The sequence below is a fragment of the Streptomyces sp. NPDC001351 genome (genome assembly GCF_042896045.1).
GTDB lineage: Bacteria > Actinomycetota > Actinomycetes > Streptomycetales > Streptomycetaceae > Streptomyces.
On the sequence record NZ_JBIAWS010000009.1, the window covers coordinates 65,468 to 86,493 of the forward strand.

Below are 21,026 nucleotides of genomic sequence, written 5' to 3' on the forward strand. Positions count from 1 at the left end.
GCCTACTCGCTTCGGGGGTCGGGGGTGGTGTCGGGGAGGACGGAGTCCAGCCATGCGCGGACGGCGCCGGCGGTGGCGGGCAGATGCTGTTCGAGCATCGACCAGTGGTTTCCGGGGACGTCGACGACGGAGTGCGCGGTCGGCCAGGAGGCCCGCCAGTCGACGGTGCTGTCCGCCGCCGGTTCGGCGATCGGCTGCGAGGCCCGCACCAGCAGGACGGGCGCCTGGACCCGGGGCGGTGTCCAGTCGTCGAGGAGCTGGAAGTAGCGGCCCATGGCGGTCAGCCGGGCGCCGTCCATGGGTGCCGCCCGGTCCTCGCGTTCGAACATGCCGCGCACCAGCACGTCGTCGAACTGGGTCATCGCCGCGTCGCCGGAGAGGTAGGTGTCCAGCAGCACGACGGCCGCCGGTCCCGCGCCCAGCTCCTCCATGCGGGCGGCGGCCGCGTAGGCCAGGGTGCCGCCGGAGGAGGAGCCGAGCAGGACCTTCGGGCCCTCGCCCAGGTTCCGCAGGACGAGTCCGGTCTGGAACTCCAGCAGGGCGTCCAGGTCCGCCGGCAGTGGCTCGTCGGCGGCGAAGCCGGGCGCGTCCAGGGCGCTGACTCCGAAGCGGCCCTCGAAGGCGGCGGCGAACCTGCTGTACTGGTGGGCTCCGCCGAGGGCCACGACGGAGGCGAAGCAGACCAGTTCGGGCGCGTCCGCACGCTGGTGCAGCCGCAGCAGCTCGGGGCGCCGCTCGCCCGAATCCAGCAGGCCGGCTCCGGAGCGGAAGTCCGGGCGCAGCCGGGCGGCCTGTTGCAGCAACTGGATGCCGTCGTGTGCGCGGCCGAGGTCGCAGGCCTGCCGGAACAGGGCGCTGACCGGGTCCGGTCCGGGTTCGGCGGTGGCCGGGCCGGCCGTCGTGGTGGCGGCGAGTTCCGCCGCGAGGCGCTGCGCCAGCCGGGCCGGGGTGCGGCTGTCCAGGACGACGGTGGGCCGCAGCCGCAGGTCGAGCGCCGCCGCGAGCCGGTTGCGCAGTTCGACCGCGGTGAGCGAGTCGAATCCCCGCTCCAGGAAGGCGTCCCCCGGGTCCAGGGCCTCGGGGTCGGTGTGCCCGAGCACCTCGGCGGCGTGGGCACGCACCAGGCGCAGCAGCAGCGCGTCCCGCTCCGCCTCCGGTACCGCGGCCAGCCGCGGGCGCAGGTCCGGCTCCGCCGCCGCGGACGCGGCTCGCCGGGTGGCGGGGCGCACCAGCGCACGCAGCAACGGCGGTACGGGGCCGTGGCGGTGGACGGCCGGTTCCAGGCCGACCGGCACCATCAGCGGGCGCCCGGCCGCGGGTGCCGCGTCGAACAGGGCCAGGCCCTCCTCGGTGGTCAGGGCGCGGACGCCGGCCCGGGCGATGCGCCGCCGGTCGGTGTCCGAGAGGCCGGTGGTGAGGCCGGTGCGCTGCTCCCACAGACCCCAGGCCAGGGAGACGGCGGGCAGTCCCGCGCGCCGGCGGAGGGCGGCGAGGGCGTCGGCGAAGGCGTTCGCGGCGGCGTAGGCGGCCTGGCCGGGGCTGCCGAAGACACCGGCGGACGAGGAGAACAGCACGAAGGCGGACAGGTTCTGGTCCCGCGTCAGCTCGTGCAGGTTCCAGGCACCGTCGGCCTTGGGCCGCAGGACGGTGTCGAGCCGGTCGTCCGTCAGGTCCGCGAGCACTCCGTCCGCCAGCACTCCTGCCGTGTGGACGACCGCGGTCAGCGGGTGCTCCGGCGGGACCGCGTCGAGCACGGCGGTCAGCGCGGCGCGGTCGGCCACGTCGCAGGCGGCGACGGTGACCCGGCAGCCACCCGCGCGCAGTTCTTCGGCGAGCCCCGTCACGGCGGGGGTGACGCTCCGGCCGAGCAGCAGCAGGTGCCGGGCACCGTGTGCGGTGGCGAGGTGCCGGGCGACGAGTCCGCCGAGGGTGCCGCCGCCTCCGGTGACGAGGACGGTGCCGTCGGGGTCGAAGGCGGGTGTCTCGGCCGCGGGGGCGGTGGCGCGCACCAGGCGCGGTGCGTGGAGTGTGCCGCCGCGCAGTGCGAGTTGGGGCTCGTCGCCCCTCAGGGCCGTCGCCAGGGCTGTCTGAAGGCCCTCGCCGCCGTCCGTGTCCAGGAGCACGAACCGGCCGGGGTGCTCCAGCTGGGCGGTGCGCAGCAGCCCCCATACGGCGGCGCGTGCGACGTCCACCGGGACCTCGCCCAGGTCCACCGCGCCCTGCGTGAGCACGACCAGGGGGGTGTCCGTGCGGCGGGGGTCGGCCAGCCACGCCTTGAGCTGCCGCAGGACGTCCGTGAGCGCGGCGCGTGCGGCCTGCGGGCCGTCGCCGGACGGCGGACACGGCAGCAGGGCGACGTCCGTCGCCTCGTCGACCGAGCCGAGGACGGCGGTGCGGACCTCGGACCACGGCGGGACGGGGGCCAGGGCCGTCCAGTCGAGCGCGAACAGCGAACGCGCCACGGCACCGGGCGCGCCGGACGTGCCGGACCGCAGGACCAGCCGGCCGACCGTCAGCACCGGGCGTCCGCTGCTGTCGGCGACCAGGACCGAGACGGCGTCGCCGTCCTCGCCGACGGGCCGCAGGACCACGGTGAGCGCCGACTCGCCGCTCTCGCGCAGCGTCACGTCGTGCCAGGAGAACGGCAGCGGCACGCCCGAGGAGCCGTCCCGTGCGTCCGGGCGCAGGCCGACCGTCTGGAGCGCGGCGTCCAGCAGCGCGGGGTGGACGGCGAATCCGTGGTGACCGGGCTCGGGCAGGGCGACCTCGGCGTGGATCTCGGCGCCGACGCGCCAGGCGGCACGCAGTCCCTGGAACAGCGGACCGTAGTGGACGCCTACGGCCTCGAAGTCGTCATAGAGCCCGTCGATGTCGAGTTTCTCCGCCTCCTCGCCGTGTCCCCGGAAGAGGCCTTCGTCCGCTGCGGGCGCGGGCTGCGGGGCGAGGACGCCCGTGGCGTGGCGCTCCCACGGTTCGTCGTCGGAGGCCGAGTGGACGCTGATCTCGCGGCGTCCGTCCGGGCCGGGGGCAGTGACGGTGAGGCGCAGCCGGCGGGCGTCGTCGGTCAGGACCAGCGGTGCGGCCAGGGTGAGTTCCTCCACCGTGGCGCACCCGACGTGCGCGGCGGCGTGGGCGGCCATCTCCAGGAACGCCACGCCGGGCAGCAGCGCGGTTGTGGCGACGGCGTGGTCGGCCAGCCATGGCTGGGTGCGCAGGGAGAGGCGGCCGGTGAGGACCGTGCCCTCGCCGTCGGGCAGGTCGACGACGGCCGGGAGCAAGGGGTGGCCGGTGGCCGTCTGGCCGGCCGAGACCGGGTCGCCCACCGGTGCGGGGACGTCGAGCCAGAAGTGGGTGCGCTGGAAGGCGTACGTCGGCAGGTCGGTGAGGCGGGCGCCGGTGCCGTCGAAGAGCCGGTCCCAGTCGACGGGCAGGCCCTGGGTCTGGGCCTCGCCGAGCGCCAGCAGCATGCGGCGCGGGCCGCCGTCCTCGCGCTGGAGGGTGGCGAGTACGGCCGTGTCGTCGGCGCCGGCGTCCGCGGCGGTGTCGGCGATGCCGTAGGTGAGCAGGGGGTGGGGGCTGACCTCCACGAAGGTGCGGTGACCGGCGTCCAGCAGCCCCCGCACGGCCTCGTGGAAGCGGACGGTGTGGCGCAGGTTGCGGTACCAGTAGTCGTGGGTGAGGGTGCCGGGGCCTACCCAGTCGGCGTCCACCGTGGACATCATGGGGACGTCGGGCGCGCGGGGCGTCAGCCCGGACAGGTCCTCGCGCAGCCGGTCGCGCACCGCCTCGACGTCGTCGGAGTGCGAGGCGTAGGCCACCGGCATGGTCCATGCCATCATGCCCTCGCCGGTCAGGTCGTCGACGAGGCCCGCGACCTCGTCGCCGGGGCCCGCGACGACCAGCACCCGAGGGCCGTTGACGGCGGCGATCGTCACCTTGCCCGACCGGCGCTCCAGGTGGGGGGTGATCTCGTCGGGCGACATCAGGACGGTGGCCATGCCGCCCGCGCCGGTGAGACCGGCCAGGGCACGGCTGCGCAGGGCGACCACGCGGGCGGCGTCCGGCAGGCTGAGGGCGCCGGCCACACAGGCCGCGGCCACCTCGCCCTGGCTGTGGCCGACGACCGCGGCCGGCTCAACGCCGTAGGAGCGCCATACGGCGGCCAGGGACACCATCACGGAGAACAGGACGGGCTGGACCACCTCCACCCGGTCCAGCTCCGGCGCGCCGGGCGCGCGGCGCAGGACATCGGCGACGGACCAGTCCACGTACGGGGCGAGGGCCTGTTCGCACTCGGCGAGTCGGGCCGCGAACACCGGTGCGGCGTCGAGGAGTTCCGCTGCCATGCCGGGCCACTGGGAACCCAGGCCGGGGAAGACGAAGACGGCCTTGCGGCCGGGCAGCGCACGGCCGGTGGCGACCGCCGGGTGCGGCCGTCCTGCGGCGAGGGCGGCGAGCCCGTCGAGGAGTTCCGTGCGGTCGGTGCCCGCCACGACCGCACGGTCGGTGAAGAGAGAGCGACCGGTGACGAGGGAGTGGCCGACGTCCGCCGGACGGACGCCGGGGTCCGCCTCCAGGTGGGCGTGGAGGGCGGCGGCCTGGGCGCGCAGGGCGGCCGGGCCCTTGGCGGACAGAGGCCACACGACCGGAGCGGGCTCGGCGGACCCGAGGGGCTCGCGGGGCTCGGCGGACTCGCGGGGCTCCTCGGACGGTGCCTCCTCCAGCACCGCGTGCGCATTGGTGCCGCTCGCCCCGAAGGAGGACACCGCGGCCCGGCGCGGATGCCCGGTGTCGGGCCAGGCGCGGGCCTCGGTGAGGAGGGCGATGTCGCCCTCGCTCCAGTCGACCTGGGGGGTCGGCGCGTCGATGTGCAGGGTGCGCGGCAGCAGGCCGTGGCGCATGGCCAGCACCATCTTCATGATGCCGCCGACCCCGGCGGCGGCCTGGGTGTGTGTGAGGTTGGACTTGAGGGAGCCGAGCAGCAGCGGCCGCTCACGCTCCTGTCCGTAGGTCGCGAGCAGGGCCTGCGCCTCGATCGGGTCGCCGAGCCGGGTGCCGGTGCCGTGCGCCTCCACGGCGTCCACGTCGGCGGCGGTCAGTCCGGCCGAGGCCAGCGCCTGCCGGATCACCCGTTGCTGGGAGGGCCCGTTGGGGGCGGTCATACCGTTGCTTGCGCCGTCCTGGTTGACGGCCGAGCCCCGTACCAGGGCCAGCACCGGGTGCCCGTTGCGGCGGGCGTCGGACAGCCGCTCCAGCAGCAGGACGCCGACGCCCTCGCCGAAACCGGCACCGTCGGCCGCCGCGGCGAAGGACTTGCAGCGCCCGTCCGGGGCCAGCCCCCGCTGGCGGCTGAAGCCGACGTAGAGGCTGGGTGTGGACATCACGGTGACCCCGCCGGCGAGCGCGAGGGAGATCTCCCCGCCGCGCAGCGCCTGGCAGGCGAGGTGGAGGGCGACGAGGGAGGACGAGCAGGCGGTGTCGAGAGTGACCGCCGGCCCCTCCAGGCCGAGGGTGTAGGCGATGCGTCCGGTGACCACGCTGGGCACGGTCCCGGTGCCGATGAACGCCTCCACCTCGGGCGGCATGCTGGGCAGCCGGGCCCCGTACTCGTTGTACATGACGCCCGCGTAGACGCCGGTGCGGCTGCCGCGCAGCGACAGCGGGTCGATGCCGCCGCGTTCGACCGCCTCCCAGCAGGTCTCCAGCAGGAGCCGCTGCTGGGGGTCCATGGCCAGCGCTTCTCGCGGGGAGATGCCGAAGAACTCGGCGTCGAAGGCGCAGGCGTCGTGCAGGAAGCCGCCCTCCTGGGTGCTGCTCGTGCCGGGGTTGTCGGGGTCGGGGTCGTAGAGACCGGCGAGGTCCCAGCCCCGGTCGGCGGGGAACCCGGTGACGGCGTCCCGCTCGTCGACGAGGAGCTGCCACAGCTGCTCCGGGGTGCTGACACCGCCGGGGAAGCGGCAGCTCATGGCGACGACGGCGATGGGCTCGCCGGCCTGCTCGCGCTGCCGGCGCAGCCGCAGGTTCTCGCCGCGCAGCCGCTCGGTCTCCTGGAGCGAGGTGCGCAGCGCCGCCACGACCTTGTCGTCGGTCATCGTGTTCCCCCTTTCGTCCGGGGTCGGTCGGGGCTCAGGCACGCTCGTCTCCCATGGCGAGGCGTACGAGGTCGTCGACGCCCATGTCCGCGATCTCCTCGGTGCGGTCGGCGGCCGGAGCTTCGTCGGCGGCGCCGTTCTCGTGGGGTGCGGGTCCGGCCAGCCGCAGGAGTGCGTCCAGCAGGCCCGAGCGGCGCAGTGCGGCGACCGGGATGGCCGAGACCATGCGGGCGATGTCGTCGTCGGCCGGTCCGGCGTCCTCGGTGACCGCGGGGACGGCCGGGGCGAGGCGTTCCGCGCAGTACCCGGCGACCTCGGTCGGGCTGGGGTAGTCGAACACCAGGGTGGCCGGGAGGCGCAGTCCGGTCGCGGCGCCGAGCCGGTTGCGCAGTTCCACGGCCGTCAGCGAGTCGAAGCCGAGCTGCCGGAAGGCGCGTTCGGGGTCGATCGCCACGGCGCCGGAGTGTCCGAGCACGTCGGCGACGTGGGCGCACACCAGGTCGGTGAGGACGGCCCGGGTGTCGTCGGCGGACAGACCGGTCAGCCGGCGGCGCAGCAGGTCCGCTTCCTCAGCGGCGCCGGCACCGGTGGCCGCGGTGCGGCGCGCGGGACCGCGGACCAGGTCGCGGAAGAGCGGCGGTACGCCGGCCGTGACCGCCCGGGCCGCCACGCGGGCCAGGTCGAGCCGGACGGGCACCAGTGCCGGCTCGTCCAGCGCGAGCGCGGTGTCGAACAGGGTCAGGCCCTCCTCGTTGGAGAGGGCCGCCACGCCGCCCCGAACCAGCCGTCGCAGGTCCACCTCGTCGAGCGTGCCGGTCAGCGCGCTGCGCTCGGCCCACATGCCCCAGGCGAGCGACTGGGCGGGCAGTCCCCGGGCGCGGCGGCGGCGGGCGAGGGCGTCGAGGAAGGCGTTGGCGGCGGCGTAGTTGCCCTGACCGGAGCTGCCGACGGTGCCGGAGGCGGACGAGAAGAGGACGAACGCGGTCAGTGGCAGGTGCTCGGTGAGTTCGTGCAGGTTCAGGGCCGCGTCGGCCTTGGGGCGCAGGACACGGTCGAGGCGTTCCGGGGTGAGGGAGCCGATGACTCCGTCGTCGAGTACGCCCGCCGAGTGGACGACGGCGGTCAGCGGGTGGGCGTCGGGGATGCCGGCGAGAAGGGCCGCCAGGGCCTCGCGGTCGGCGGCGTCGCAGGCCCGCGCGTCGACGTGGGCGCCCAGGGCGGTGAGTTCGCCGACCAGCTCCCGCGCCTCGGCGGTGTCGGGGCCCCGGCGTCCGGTCAGCAGCAGCCTGCGGACGCCGTGCTCGGTGACCAGGTGCCGGGCGACCAGTGCGCCGAGGACGCCGAAGGCGCCGGTGACGAGGACCGTGCCGTCGGAATCCCAGGGCTTGGTCGTCCCGGTTGCGTTCTCGGGCTCCGTCTCGGCAGCAATGGCCCGGGCCAGCCTCGGTGCGAGCAACTGCCCGCCCCTCACCGCGAGTTGCGTCTCCCCCGCGGCGAGGGCGGCGGCGATCGCCGGGAGGTCGAGACGCCCGTCGGTGCCGCCGCCGGCCTCAGGGTCGCCGTCGGTGTCGAGGAGCACGATCCGGCCCGGGTGTTCGGACTGCGCGGAGCGCACGAGTCCCCAGACGGCTGCCGCCGTCAGGTCGCCGATGTCGTCTCCGGGGGCCGTGGCGACGGCGCCCCGGGTGACCAGGACGAGCCGGGTGTCGGCCCAGCGGTCGTCGGCCAGCCAGTCCTGCAGCAGGCGCAGTACGGCGGTGAGCCCGCCGCGGGCCGCGTCCGCACTGTCGCCGCCCGCGGGGAGCGCGGTGACGACTGTGTCGGGCACGGGGGCGCCGGCCTCGACGGCGGCGGTGAGCGCGGCGAGGTCCGGGTGGGTCTCGGGCAGCAGCGGTTCGGTCCCGAGGGCGGTCCAACGGCCGCTCGGCGGCTGGGCCGTGGCGGGCAGGACCGTCCAGTCGAGCCGGAACAGCGAGTCCTGGCGGCTGTCCCGGACCCGCCGCAGGGCGTCGAAGGAGACGGGCCGCACGGCCAGCGCGCCGACCTCGGCGACGGGCTGTCCGGTGGGGTCGGCCGCGGAAACGGCGATCGAGCCGGTGTCGTCGTAGCTGAGCCGGACGCGCAGTTCGGTAGCGCCCGAGGCGTGCAGCCGGACGGCACCCCAGGAGAACGGCAGCCGGGCGGTGCCGGGTTCGTCACTCTGGGCGGCGCCGCCGGGGGTGGTGAGCCACAGGCCGTGCAGGGCGGCATCGAGCAGCGCCGGGTGCAGCCCGAACGCGGCGGCCATGTCCCGCTGGTCCTCGGGCAACCCGACCTCGGCGTAGATGTCGTCGCCGAGGCGCCAGGCGGCGCGCAGGCCGTGGAAGGCGGGGCCGTAGCCGGAGCCGGAGTCGGCGAAGCGCTCGTAGAGGCCGTCGACCGGGACCGGTTCCGCGCCTGCGGGGGGCCACGCGGAAGCCGTGAACGCGGCCGGGACGTGGTGGGGTTCCGGGGCGAGGACGCCGGCCGCGTGGCCGGTCCAGGCGCCCGTGTCGTCCTCGCCCCGCGAGAAGATTCCGAGACTGCGGCGGCCCTCGTCGTCGGGGGCGCCGACCCGGGCCTGGACGTGCACCGCCTCGTCGCGGTCGAGCACCAGGGGTGCCTGCAGGGTGAGTTCCTCGACCTGCGGGCAGCCCGCCTCGTCCGCGGCGCGCACGGCCATCTCGACGAACCCGGTGCCCGGCAGCAGGATCACACCGGAGACGGCGTGGTCGGCCAGCCAGGGGTGGGTCCGGGTCGACAGGCTGCCGGTGAGGAGGATCTCACCGGTGTCGGCGACCTCGACGGCGGTGCCGAGGAGCGGGTGGCCGGTGGCGCCGGGCCCGGTGGGCAGCGCGGCCGGAGGCTTGATCCAGAAGTGGCGGCGCTGGAAGGCGTAGGTGGGCAGCGGCACCGGTGCGGCGCCTCCGGCGGACGCGGCGGCCCAGTCGACCGTGCCGCCGCGCACCCACAGTTCGGCGGCGGAGCGCAGCATGCGGTGCGCGCCGCCCTCGTCCCGGCGGAGCGAGCCGACGGCCACGGCGAGGCGTCCGCCGGCCTCGACGGTCTCCTCGACCGCCATGGTGAGCACCGGGTGCGGGCTGACCTCGACGAAGGAGGTGAAGCCCTCGGTGGCCAGGGCGCGTACGGCGGGTGCGAAGCCGACGGTCTGGCGCAGGTTGCGGTACCAGTAGTCGGCGTGCATCCGTGTGGTGTCGAGCCAGCAGCCGTCGACCGTGGAGTACAGGGGCACCTCGGCCTCGGTGGGCGCGAGCCCGGCCAGCGCCTCCATGAGTTCGCCGTGGATCTCCTCGACGTGGGCGCAGTGGGAGGCGTAGTCGACGTCGATGCGGCGGGCCCGTATGTCCTTGGCCTCGCAGTGGGCGAGCAGGGCGGTCACGGCGTCCGCGTCTCCGGCGACGACCGTCGCGGCGGCGCCGTTGAGCGCGGCCACGGCCAGGGCGTCGGCCCAGGGGGCGATGGCCGCGCGGGCCTCCGTCTCCGGCAGGGCGAGGGAGACCATGCCGCCGCGTCCGGCGAGCGCACCCAACGCCCGGCTGCGCAGGGCGACGACCCGTGCCCCGTCCTCCAACGACAGCGCACCCGCCACCACCGCGGCAGCGATCTCCCCCTGACTGTGCCCCACCACCGCATCGGGAACGACCCCGAACGACCGCCACACCTCCGCCAACGACACCATCACCGCGAACAGAGCGGGCTGGACCACGTCCACACCCTCCCAAGCACGCCCCGACCGCACCGCCTCCGTCAGCGACCAGTCCACGAACGGCGCCAAAGCCGCCTCGCACTCGGCCATCCGCGCCGCGAACACCGCCGAGGAATCCAGCAGTTCGGCCGCCATCCCCGCCCACTGCGACCCCTGACCCGGGAACACGAACACCGTCCGGCCCTCGGTGTCGGCGAAGCCGCGTACCAGGTCGGGGGCGCTCGCGCCGTCGGCGAGTGCGCCGAGGACGTCGGGAAGCCGGCCGGGGTCGCCGACGAGGACGGCTCGGTGTTCGAACGCGGTCCGGCCCGCGAGGGTGGCGGCGACGCCGGGGGCCGGGGTGTCGGGCGCCGAGGCCAGGTGCGCGGCGAGCCGCCGGGCCTGGCCGCTGAGGGCGTCCGGCGACTTGGCGGACAGGGGCCAGGCCAGGGCGCCGGAGGGCGTGGACTCCGGCGGTGCCACAGGCTCCTCCGGTGCGGGGGCCTCCTCGATGATGGCGTGGACGTTGGTGCCGCTCATGCCGAACGCGGACACGCCCGCGCGGCGCGGCCTGCCGGTCCGCGGCCACGGCGTCGGCTCGGTGACCACCTCGACGGCACCGGCCGTCCAGTCGACCTCGGTGGAGCGCTGCCGGGCGTGCAGGGTGGGTGGCACCTGGCCGTGCTGGAGGGCGAGGACGGTCTTGATGACTCCGGCCACGCCGGCGGCGGCCTGGGTGTGGCCGATGTTCGACTTCAGGGAGCCGATCAGCAGCGGCCGGTCCCCGTCGCGTTCCCTGCCGTACGTCGCGAGCAGCGCCTGGGCCTCGATCGGGTCGCCCAGCCTGGTGCCGGTGCCGTGCGCCTCGACGACGTCGACCTCGGCCGGGGTGAGCCGGGCGTTGGCCAGGGCCGCCCGGATGACCCGCTGCTGGGAGGGGCCGTTGGGCGCGGTGAGGCCGTTGCTGGCGCCGTCCTGGTTGACGGCGGAGCCGCGCAGGACGGCCAGCACGGGGTGGCCGTTGCGGCGCGCGTCGGAGAGGCGCTCCAGCAGGACCACGCCGACGCCCTCGGCCATGCCCATGCCGTCGGCGGCGTCGGAGAACGCCTTGCAACGGCCGTCGGCGGCGAGGCCGCGCTGGCGGGCGAAGCTGATGATGGCGCCCGGTGTCGACATCACCGCGACACCTCCGGCCAGGGCGAGCGAGCAGTCCCCGGAGCGCAGGGCCTGCGCGGCGATGTGGAGGGCGACCAGGGAGGCGGAGCACGCCGTGTCGACGGTGACGGCTGGGCCCTCCAGGCCGAGGGTGTAGGAGATCCGGCCGGATATCACGCTGGCGGCGCTGCCGGTGAGGAGATGGCCCTCGTTCTCCTGGGTCTGGGCGACGGAGGCGCCGTAGTCCTGGTAGTTGACGCCGGTGAAGACGCCGGTGTCGCTGCCGCGCAGGCGTTCCGGGTCGAGACCGGCCCGTTCGAGGGTCTCCCAGGTGGTCTCCAGGAGCAGTCGCTGCTGGGGGTCCATGGCGACGGCCTCGCGCGGGGAGATGCCGAAGAAGTCGGCGTCGAACTCGCCCGCGTCGTACAGGAATCCGCCGTGCCGGACGTAGCAGGTGCCGGGCCGGTCCGGGTCGGGGTCGAAGAGGGTCTCCAATGGCCAGTTGCGGTCGCCGGGGAACTCGGAGACGAGGTCCGCGCCCGCCGCCAGTGCCTCCCACAGCTGCTCGGGGGTGTGCACCTGGCCAGGGAACCGGCAACCCATGGCGACGATCGCGACGGGGTCGTCGGCGGCCGCGGCCACCGTCGACGGGGCGGCGGAGGCCGCCTGTTCGCCCAGTACCTCGGCGCGGATGTGGTCGGCCAGGACGGCGGCGGAGGGGTAGTCGAAGACGAGGGTGGCGGGCAGCGGCAGGCCGGTGGCGGTCCGCAGGCGGTTGCGGAGTTCGACGGCGGTGAGCGAGTCGAAGCCGAGTTCCTGGAAGGCCCGGCCGGGCCGCAGTTCCTCGGGCGAGTCGTGGCCGAGGACGGCCGCCGCGTGGCCGCGTACCAGGTCGAGGGTGACCCGGCGCTGTTCGGCCTCGGGCAGCCCGGTCAGGCGCTCGCGGAAGACGGACGCGGCGGGGGCGGTGGAATCCGTCGCGGGTGCCTGCGCCTCCTCCAGTTGGCGCCTGACCTCGGGGATGCCGGTGAGCAGGCGGCTGGGACGTACGGAGGTGAAGACGGCGGCGAACTGCTCCCAGTCGACGTTGGCGAGCGCGATGACGCTCTCGTCGTCGTCGAGGGCCTGTTGCAGCCCGGTGAGCGCGCGGTCGGGCTCGATGAGCGGCAGGCCCTGCTTCTGCACACGGTAGAAGTCGGAGTCGTCGACGGTCTCGCGCACGGCCCACGGGTTGGCCGCGGCCCATACGCCCCAGTCGACGCTGGTGGCCGTCAGGCCGCGGGCCCTGCGGTGTTCGGCCAGGGCGTCGAGGTAGGCGTTTCCGGCGGTGTAGGCGGCGTGGTTGCTGCTGCCCCACACACCGGCGATGGAGGAGAACAGCACGAACGCGTCGAGTTCGCGGTCGAGGAGTTCGTCCAGGTGCCGGGCGCCTTCCGCCTTGGCGGCGACGACTTCGGCGAAGGCGTCGAGCGGGGTGTCGTCGAGGGACGCCAGCTGGATGTAGGCGGCGGCGTGGAAGACGGCGGTGACCGGGGTGCCCTGGGCGTCGAGTTCGGCCAGCAGCCGGGCCACCTGGTCGCGGTCGGCGACGTCACAGGTGGGCAGAGTGAGGCCGGTACCCAGGTCGGCCAGTTCGGCGCGCAGTTCGGCCGCGCCGGGAACGTCGCCGCCGCGCCGGCCGGGCAGGACCAGGTGCTCGGCGCCGCCGCGGGCGAGCCAGCGGGCGAGGTGGGGGCCGAGGGCGCCGGTGCCGCCGGTGACCAGGACGGTGCCCCGGGGCCGCCAGGCCTGCCGGGACTCGGCACCGGGCAGGCGGGGCGCGCGCACCAGGCGGCGGGCGAGGAGACCGGAGGCACGCAGCGCGAGCTGGTCCTCGCCGGTCGCACCGGCCAGGACGGCACGCAGCCGTTCACGGGCCGGGGTGTTGAGGGCGGGCGGCAGGTCGATCAGGCCGCCCCAGCGGTTCGCGTGTTCGAGGCCGGCGACCATGCCGGTGCCCCAGGTCAGTGCCTGGTCGGGGGCGCTGAGCGGGTCGGCGGGGCCGGTGGAGACACCGCCGCGGGTGGCGCACCACAGCGGGGCGTCGATGCCGAGGTCTCCGAGCGCCTGCACCAGGACGAGGGTCAGCGCGGCGCCGGTGGAGACGGCGGGGTGGTGGGCGTGCGGCCGTCCGGCGAGGGCGACCAGGGAGAGGACGCCCTGGGGCTCGCGCCCGTCGAGGGTGTCGGCGAGTTTCGCGGCGAGGGCCGGGCGGTCGGCGTCGGCGTCGCCGAGCCGCACGGTGACCGGCTGCGCGCCCGCCTCGGCGAGGGCCTCCACGGTGTTGCGGACCGTGGGGTCCTCCTCGTGGCCCTCGGGTGCGGCGACCAGCCAGACGCCGGACAGGCGGGCCGAGGAGGGTTCGGGGACCGGCTGCCAGTCGACGCGGTAGCGCCAGCTCTCGACGGTGGCGTTCTCGCGCCTGCGGCGGCGCCAGTCGCCCAGCGCGGGCAGCACCCGGCCGAGCGCGTCGGCGTCGACCTCCAGGCCGGCGAAGGCGGCGACGGGGTCGGCGCCCTCCACGATGTCCCAGAACTCGGTGTCGTCGCTCGTTTCGGTGGCAGCGGCCACCGGCTCCGCCGGCCGGAGCCAGTACCGCCGGTGTTCGAACGGGTAGGTGGGCAGATCGGCGCGGCGGGCGCCGGAGTTCTCGAACAGGACCGGCCAGGCGACGGGCACTCCGCGCACCCACAGTTCGGCTGCCGAGCAGAGCGCTCGGGCGAGGCCGCCCTCGCCGCGCCGCAGTGTTCCGGTCACCACGGCCTGCGGGGCGTCGGCCGCGTCGAGGGAGTCCTGGACGGACATGGTGAGCACCGGGTGTGGCGAGACCTCGACGAAGATCTCGTGTCCCTGGGCGGCGAGGGCGGTGACAGCGGCGTCGAACTCGACGGTCTCGCGCAGGTTGCGGTACCAGTAGTCCGCGTCCATGGTGGCCGTGTCCAGCCAGTTCCCGGTGAGGGTGGAGAACAGGGGCACGTCCCCGGTGGCCGGTCGGATGCCGTCGAGCGCGGTGAGCAGTTCCTCACGGATCCGCTCGACCTGGGCCGAGTGGGAGGCGTAGTCGACCGCCACCATGCGGGCGCGGACGCCGTCGGCCTCGCAGGCGGCCTGGAGTTCGGCCAGCGCCTTGGGGGTGCCCGAAATCACCACGGCCGAGGGGCCGTTGACGGCCGCCAGCGACAAGTCGTCCCGGCCCGCGACGAGTTCGGCGGCCCGCTCGCGCGGGACGGCGACGGACAGCATGCCGCCGTGTCCCGCGAGGGCGAGGATCGCGCGGCTGCGCAGCGTCACCACTTTGGCGCCGTCCTCCAGGGACAGCGCTCCGGCGACGACGGCCGCGGCGATCTCGCCCTGGCTGTGCCCGAGTACGGCGTCGGGCTCGACGCCCCAGGAGCGCCACAGGGCGGCCAGCGACACCATCACGGCCCACAGCGCGGGCTGGACGACGTCCACCCGCTCGAAGGGGGGCGTGCCCTCCTCGCCGCGCAGGACGGCCTCCAGCGACCAGTCGACGTGCGGGGCGAGAGCGCGCTCGCAGCCGGCGAGGGAGTCGGCGAACACCGGGCAGGTGTCGAGGAGTTCGACGGCCATGCCGGCCCACTGGGCGCCCTGGCCGGGGAAGACGAAGACACGACGGCCGTCGCTGTCGGCGGTGCCGCGGACCAGGCCGGGGCTCTCCCCGTCCGCGGCGAGCGCGTCGAGGGCGGCCAGCGGGTCGGTGCCGACGAGCACGGCGCGGTGCTCGAAGGGGGTGCGGCCGGTCGCCAGGGACCAGGCGGCGTCGAGGAGTTCGGGGGCGCCCGGGCCGGTGAGGCGGTCGCGCAGCCGCTCCGCCTGGCGGGCGAGGGCACGCGGCGACCTGGCCGACAGGATCCAAGGCAGGGTGCCGGGGACGTCCCCGCTCTCGGTCGGCTCGGTCTCGATCGGCCCGCTCTCGGCCGGCTCGTTCTCGGGCGGGGCCTCCTCCAGGATGGCGTGGACGTTGGTGCCGCTGAAGCCGAAGGAGGAGATGCCGGCCCGGCGGGGCTCGCCGGTCTCGGGCCACGGACGGGCCTCGGTGAGCAGGGCGACGTCCCCGGAGTCCCAGTCGACGTGCGGGGAGGGCTCATCGGCGTGCAGGGTGCGGGGCAGGACGCCGTGGCGCAGGGCGAGGACGGTCTTGATGACGCCGGCGACGCCGGACGCGGCCTGGGTGTGCCCGATGTTGGACTTCAGGGCGCCGATGTACAGCGGCCGTCCGTGCGGGCGCTCCTGGCCGTAGGTGGCGAGCAGGGCGTCCGCCTCGATGGGGTCGCCGAGCGTGGTGCCGGTGCCGTGGGTCTCGACGACGTCGACGTCGGCCGCCGTGACGTGGGCGTTGGCCAGGGCCTGGCGGATGACGCGTTGCTGGGCGAGGCCGTTGGGGGCGGACAGGCCGTTGCTCGCGCCGTCCTGGTTGACGGCCGACCCGCGCAGCACCGCGAGGACGGGGTGGCCGTTGCGGCGGGCGTCCGAGAGGCGTTCGAGGAGGACCACGCCGGCGCCCTCGGCGAGACCCATGCCGTCGGCGCCTGCACCGAAGGCCTTGCAGCGGCCGTCGGCGGCGAGGCCGCGCTGCCGGGAGAAGCCGACGAAGACGCCCGGGGTGGCCATCACGGCCACGCCGCCTGCCAGGGCGAGCGAGCAGTCGCCGCCGCGCAGCCCCTGGGCCGCGAGATGGATGGCGACGAGGGAGGAGGAGCAGGCGGTGTCGACGGTGACCGCCGGGCCCTCCAGGCCGAGGGTGTAGGCGACGCGGCCGGAGACGACGCTCGCCGCTCCCCCGGCGACCAGGTGGCCTTCGCCGCCCTCCGGGGAGGTGCCCGCGAGGGAGGTGTAGTCCTGGTAGTTGAGGCCGACGAAGACGCCGGTGCGGGTGGTGCGCAGGGTGCCGGGGTCGATGCCGGCGCGTTCGATCGTCTCCCAGGAAGTCTCGAGCAGCAGCCGCTGCTGGGGGTCCATGGCGACGGCCTCGCGCGGGGAGATGCCGAAGAAGGCGGGGTCGAAGTCGCCCGCGTCGTGCAGGAAGCTGCCTTCGCGGACGTAGGAGGTGCTCTGGTGGTCGGGGTCGGGGTGGTAGAGCCGCTCCAGCGGCCAGCCGCGGTCGGTGGGCATGCCCGACAGCACCTCGCCGCCGTCCTGGAGCAGCTGCCACAGCCGTTCGGGGGTGTCGATGCCGCCGGGGAAGCGGCAGCTCATGGCGACGACGGCGATGGGTTCGTCGGGTTCGGCCTGCGCCCTGGTCTCCGGTACGGCCACCGGGGCCGGGCCGACGCCGAGCAGTTCGGTCCGCACGTGCTCGGCGAGCAGCCCCGCGGTGGGGTGGTCGAAGACGACCGTGGCGCGCAGCCGCAGTCCGGTGGCCGTGTTGAGCCGGTTGCGCATCTCGACGGCGATGAGGGAGTCGAAGCCCAGTTCGCGGAAGGCCCGGTCGGGCAGGACCGCGTCGGCGGAGTCGTGGCCGAGGACGGCGCTCGCGTGCGTGCGGACGAGGTCCAGGAGCCTGCGCCGGACTTCCGCCTCGGACAGCCCGGCGAGGCTGCGGCGCAGCGCGGACACGGCGTCGGCGGGGTCGTCCTCGGCGGGTTCCTGGGCGGTGGCGAGCGCGCGGACGTCGGGCAGGGAGGCGATGAGGGGGCTCGGGCGCACGGAGGTGAAGACGGGCACGAATCGCGCCCAGTCCACGTCGGCGACCACGACCACGGTCTCGTCGTCGTCCAGGGCCCGCTGGAGTCCGCTGACGGCGAGGCGCGGGTCCATGAACGGGATGCCCCGCTGGAGCAGTTGCTGCTCCAGGTCGCTGGTGGCCAGGCCGCCGCCCTCGGCGCTCCAGATGCCCCACACGATCGAGGTGGCCTTCAGGCCGCGTCCGCGGCGGTGGCAGGCGAGCGCGTCGAGGTAGGCGTTGCCGGCGGCGTAGGCGGCGTGGTCGGCACTGCCCCAGGTTCCCGAGACGGAGGAGTACAGGACGAAGGCGTCCAGGTCGGTGTCGGCGAACACCGCGTCGAGGTTGGCGGCGCCCTGGACCTTGGCGGCCAGGGTGGCGTTCATCGTCGCCGGGCTCTCGTCGCGCAGCGACAGCAGCTGGGCGGCAGCGGCGGTGTGCAGGACGGCGTCGATACGGCGGTTCTCCGCACGGAGCCGGTCGACCAGGTCGGACAGGGCCTGGCGGTCGGTGATGTCGCAGGCCGCGAGGGTCACGCCGACGCCGAGTTCGGTGAGTTCGGCGGCCAGCTCCCCGGCGCCGGGTGCCTCGGGGCCGCGCCGGCTGACCAGGACGAGATGCTCGGCGCCACCGCGGGCGAGCCGGCGGGCGGCGTGGGCGCCGAGTCCGCCGGTGCCGCCGGTGACGAGCACGGTGCCCCGGGGCTGCCAGGGGTTCGGTGTGTCGCCGCCGGCGGGTGCGCGTTCGAGCCGGCGGACGTGGATGCCGGAGGGGCGTACGGCCAGCTGGTCCTCCTCACCGGCATCGGCGAGGACGTCGGCGAGGTGCAGCGCGGCGCGTTCGTCGCACATCTCCGGGAGGTCGATCAACCCGCCCCACAGGCCGGGGAGTTCGAGTGCGGCGGTCCGGCCGAGGCCCCATACGAGGGCCTGTACGGGATGAGGCACGGGCTCGCCCGCGCCGACCGCGAGGGCGCCGGTCGTGGCGCACCACACGCGGGCCTCGGTCGCGGCCTCGTCCAGCACCTGGACCAGGGTGGTGGTCAGTGCCTGCCCGGTGGGCAGGGCGGGCAGACCGGGGTGCGGGCGCTCGTCGAGGGCCAGCAGGGAGAGGAATCCGGCCGGTTCGTCCGCCAGGTGGGGGCGCAGTTCCTCGGCGAGCCGGGGCCGGTCGGTGTGGGAGGCGTCGAGGACCACGACGCGGGGTTCGGCGCCCCGCTGCCGCAGCGCGTCCACGACGTGGGTCACGACGGCGTCGTCGGCGCTGCCTTCGGGGACGAGGACCGGCCAGACGCCGTGCAGGGGTGCGGTGGGCCGTACGGTGTGCCGCTGCCAGGTGATGTGGTAGCGCCAGCGGTCCAGCACGGAAGCGTCGCGGCGGCGCCGGCGCCAGTCGGCGAGGGCCGGCAGGACGTCGCTCCAGGTGTCGGCCGCGACGCCGAGGGTGGTGGCGACGGCGGCGACGTCCTCGCGTTCGACCGCGGCCCAGAAGGCGGCGTCGGCGGGGTCGCCCACGACGGCCCCGGCGCCTGCCGGGGCTTCCGGTTCGAGCCAGAAGCGCCGGTTCTGGAAGGCGTACGTGGGCAGGTCGACCCGCCGGGGCCCGTCGCCCTCGTACACGGCCCGCCAGTCCACCCGCACGCCCGCCGCGTGTACTTCGGCGAGTGCCGTGAGCATCCGGCGCAGTCCGCCCTCGTCGCGACGCAGGGTGCCGGTGACGAGCGTGGGCGGGGCGGGGACCGCCGCGTCGGGGTCCGTGAGGTCGTCGACGATGTCCTGCGTCGGGACGGTGAGGACCGGGTGCGGGCTGATCTCCAGGAAGACGGTGTGTCCCTGCCCGGCCAGGGTCCGTACGGCGGTGTCGAAGTCGACCGTCTGCCGCATGTTGGCGAACCAGTAGGCGGCGTCCAGGGTGCCGGTGTCCAGCAGGGCGCCGGTCACCGTGGAGCAGAACGGGATGCGGGAGGTGCGCGGCTGTACCTGGGCCAGGGCGTCGAGGACGCCCTCGCGCAGCGGGTCCATGTGGGCGGAGTGACCGGCGACGTCGGCGGCGACGCGCCGCACGCGTGTCCCGTCGGCCTCGCAGCCCGCCAGGAACTCCTCCAGGGCTTCGGGGTCGCCCGCGACCACGGCGGAGGCGGGGCCGTTGACGGCGGCGACGGACAGCCGGTCGTCGAAGGGGCGCAGCCGCTCGCGCAGGGCGTCGGCGGGCAGCGCGACGGAGGCCATGCCGCCGGTGCCGGACAGCTCGCGCTGGGCGCGGCTGCGGACGGCGACGATCCGGGCGGCGTCCTCGATGGAGAGGGCGCCCGCCACGTACGCGGCGGCGATCTCGCCCTGGGAGTGGCCGACGACGGCGTCCGGTTCGACGCCGTACGACTGCCAGAGGGCGGCCAGGGAGACCATCACGGCGAACAGGACGGGCTGGACGACATCGATGCGCTGCAGGCTCGGGGCGTCCGGCTCGCCCCGGACGACGGCCATCAGCGACCAGTCCAGGTGGGGTGCGAGGGCCTGCTCGCACTCGGCCATGCGCGCGGCGAACACCGGTGACTCGGCGAGCAGTTCCCGGGCCATGCCCTCCCACTGACCGCCCTGTCCGGGGAAGACGAACACCGTCTTGCCGTCGCCCGCGCCGGTGCGGCCCACGACGGTCTCGGGGGCGCTGCCGCCGGCGGCCACGGCGGCGAGGCCGCGCCGGAAGCCGTCCGCGTCGTCGGCGACGACCACGGCCCGGTGTTCGAAGGCGGAGCGGGTGGTGGCCAGGGAGTGGCCGACGTCGGCGGGTCGTATGTCCGGGTGGTCGGCGATCCATGCGGCGAGGCGGACGGCCTGGTCGCGCAGCGCGTCGGGGGTGCGGGCGGCCAGCGGCCAGGGCACGGGGGCGCCGCTCGCGGCCGGGGCGGGCTCGGCGTCGGTCTCGACGGCCGGCGCCTGCTCGATCAGGACGTGGGCGTTGGTGCCGCTCATGCCGAACGAGGACACGCCCGCGCGGCGGGGCGCCCCGGTGCCCGGCCAGTCGCGGGCCTCGGTGAGCAGCCGTACGGCGCCGGAGCTCCAGTCGACATGCGGGGTGGGGGCGTCGACGTGCAGGGTCTGGGGCAGCACGCCGTGCCGGATCGCCATGACCATCTTGATGACGCCGGCCAGACCGGCGGCGGCCTGGGTGTGGCCGATGTTCGACTTGACGGAGCCGAGCCACAAGGGCCGTTCCTCGGGGCGCTCCTGGCCGTAGGCGGCGAGCAGGGCGTCGGCCTCGATCGGGTCGCCGAGCCGGGTGCCGGTGCCGTGCGCCTCGACGACGTCGACGTCGGCGGGGGTCAGGCCCGCGTCCAGCAGGGCGGCCCGGATGACCCGCTGCTGGGAAGGCCCGTTGGGGGCGGTGAGGCCGTTGCTGGCGCCGTCCTGGTTGATGGCGCTGCCCCGCAGTACGGCGAGGACGGGCCGGCCGGCCGCCTGGGCGTCCCGGAGGCGCTCGACGAGGAGGACGGCGACGCCCTCGCCCCAGCCGGTGCCGTCGGCCGCCGCGGCGAAGGGCTTGCTGCGCCCGTTGGCGGCGAGGCCGCCCTGCCGGGCGATCTCGACGAACGCCCCGGGCAGGGCCATGACGTTGACGCCGCCGACGAGCGCCAGCGAGCACTCCTCGTTGCGCAGGGAGTGCGCCGCGAGGTGCAGGGCGACGAGGGAGGCGGAGCAGGCGGTGTCGACGGTGACGGAGGGGCCCTCCAGGCCCATGACGTACGACACCCGGCCGGACATGACGCTGACCGCGTTGCCGGTCATCAGGAAGCCGCGGACCGCCTCGGGCGCGCCGTCCGCCAGGGACATGTAGCCCTGGTCGATGGAGGCGGCGAACACGCCGGTGCGGCTGCCGCGCAGCGAGAGGGGGTCGATGCCGGCCCGCTCGACCGCCTCCCAGCAGGACTGCAGCATCAGCCGCTGCTGGGGGTCCATGGCGAGGGCCTCGCGCGGCGAGATCCCGAAGAAGTCGGGGTCGAAGCCGGCCGGATCGTCGAGGAACGCACCCTGGACGGGTACTCCGGAGGAGGCCAGCGCGCCGACCTCCCAGCCCCGGTCCGCCGGCATCCCGGCGATGGTGTCACGGCCGGCGGCGACCAGCTCCCACAGGTCCTCGGGGCTGCGCACCCCGCCGGGGAAGTGACAGCTCATCGCGGTGATCGCGATGGGCTCACGGTGCCGTTCCTCGGCCTCGCGCAGCCGCCTGCGGGTCTGCTGGAGGTCGATGGTCACGCGGTTGAGGTAGTCGCGCAGACGCTGCTCGTTGTTCTCGCCGTGCTCGCTCACTGGGCATCCTCGCCTTCTGGAAGCAGTGG

Annotated in this window: 2 protein-coding genes; both read right to left on the reverse strand. The window is 75.5% G+C overall.

What is annotated here, in order from left to right:
* Positions 1-2: 2 nt before the first annotated feature.
* Positions 3-6,092, reverse strand: coding sequence for a type I polyketide synthase (locus tag ACFY1U_RS31200; protein ID WP_390697468.1), 6,090 nt, complete (start codon positions 6,090-6,092; stop codon positions 3-5).
* Between the two features lie 34 nt (positions 6,093-6,126).
* Positions 6,127-20,997 (reverse strand): type I polyketide synthase, encoded by a 14,871-nt coding sequence (locus ACFY1U_RS31205; protein ID WP_390697469.1) that lies wholly within the window; start codon positions 20,995-20,997, stop codon positions 6,127-6,129.
* Positions 20,998-21,026: the final 29 nt, after the last annotated feature.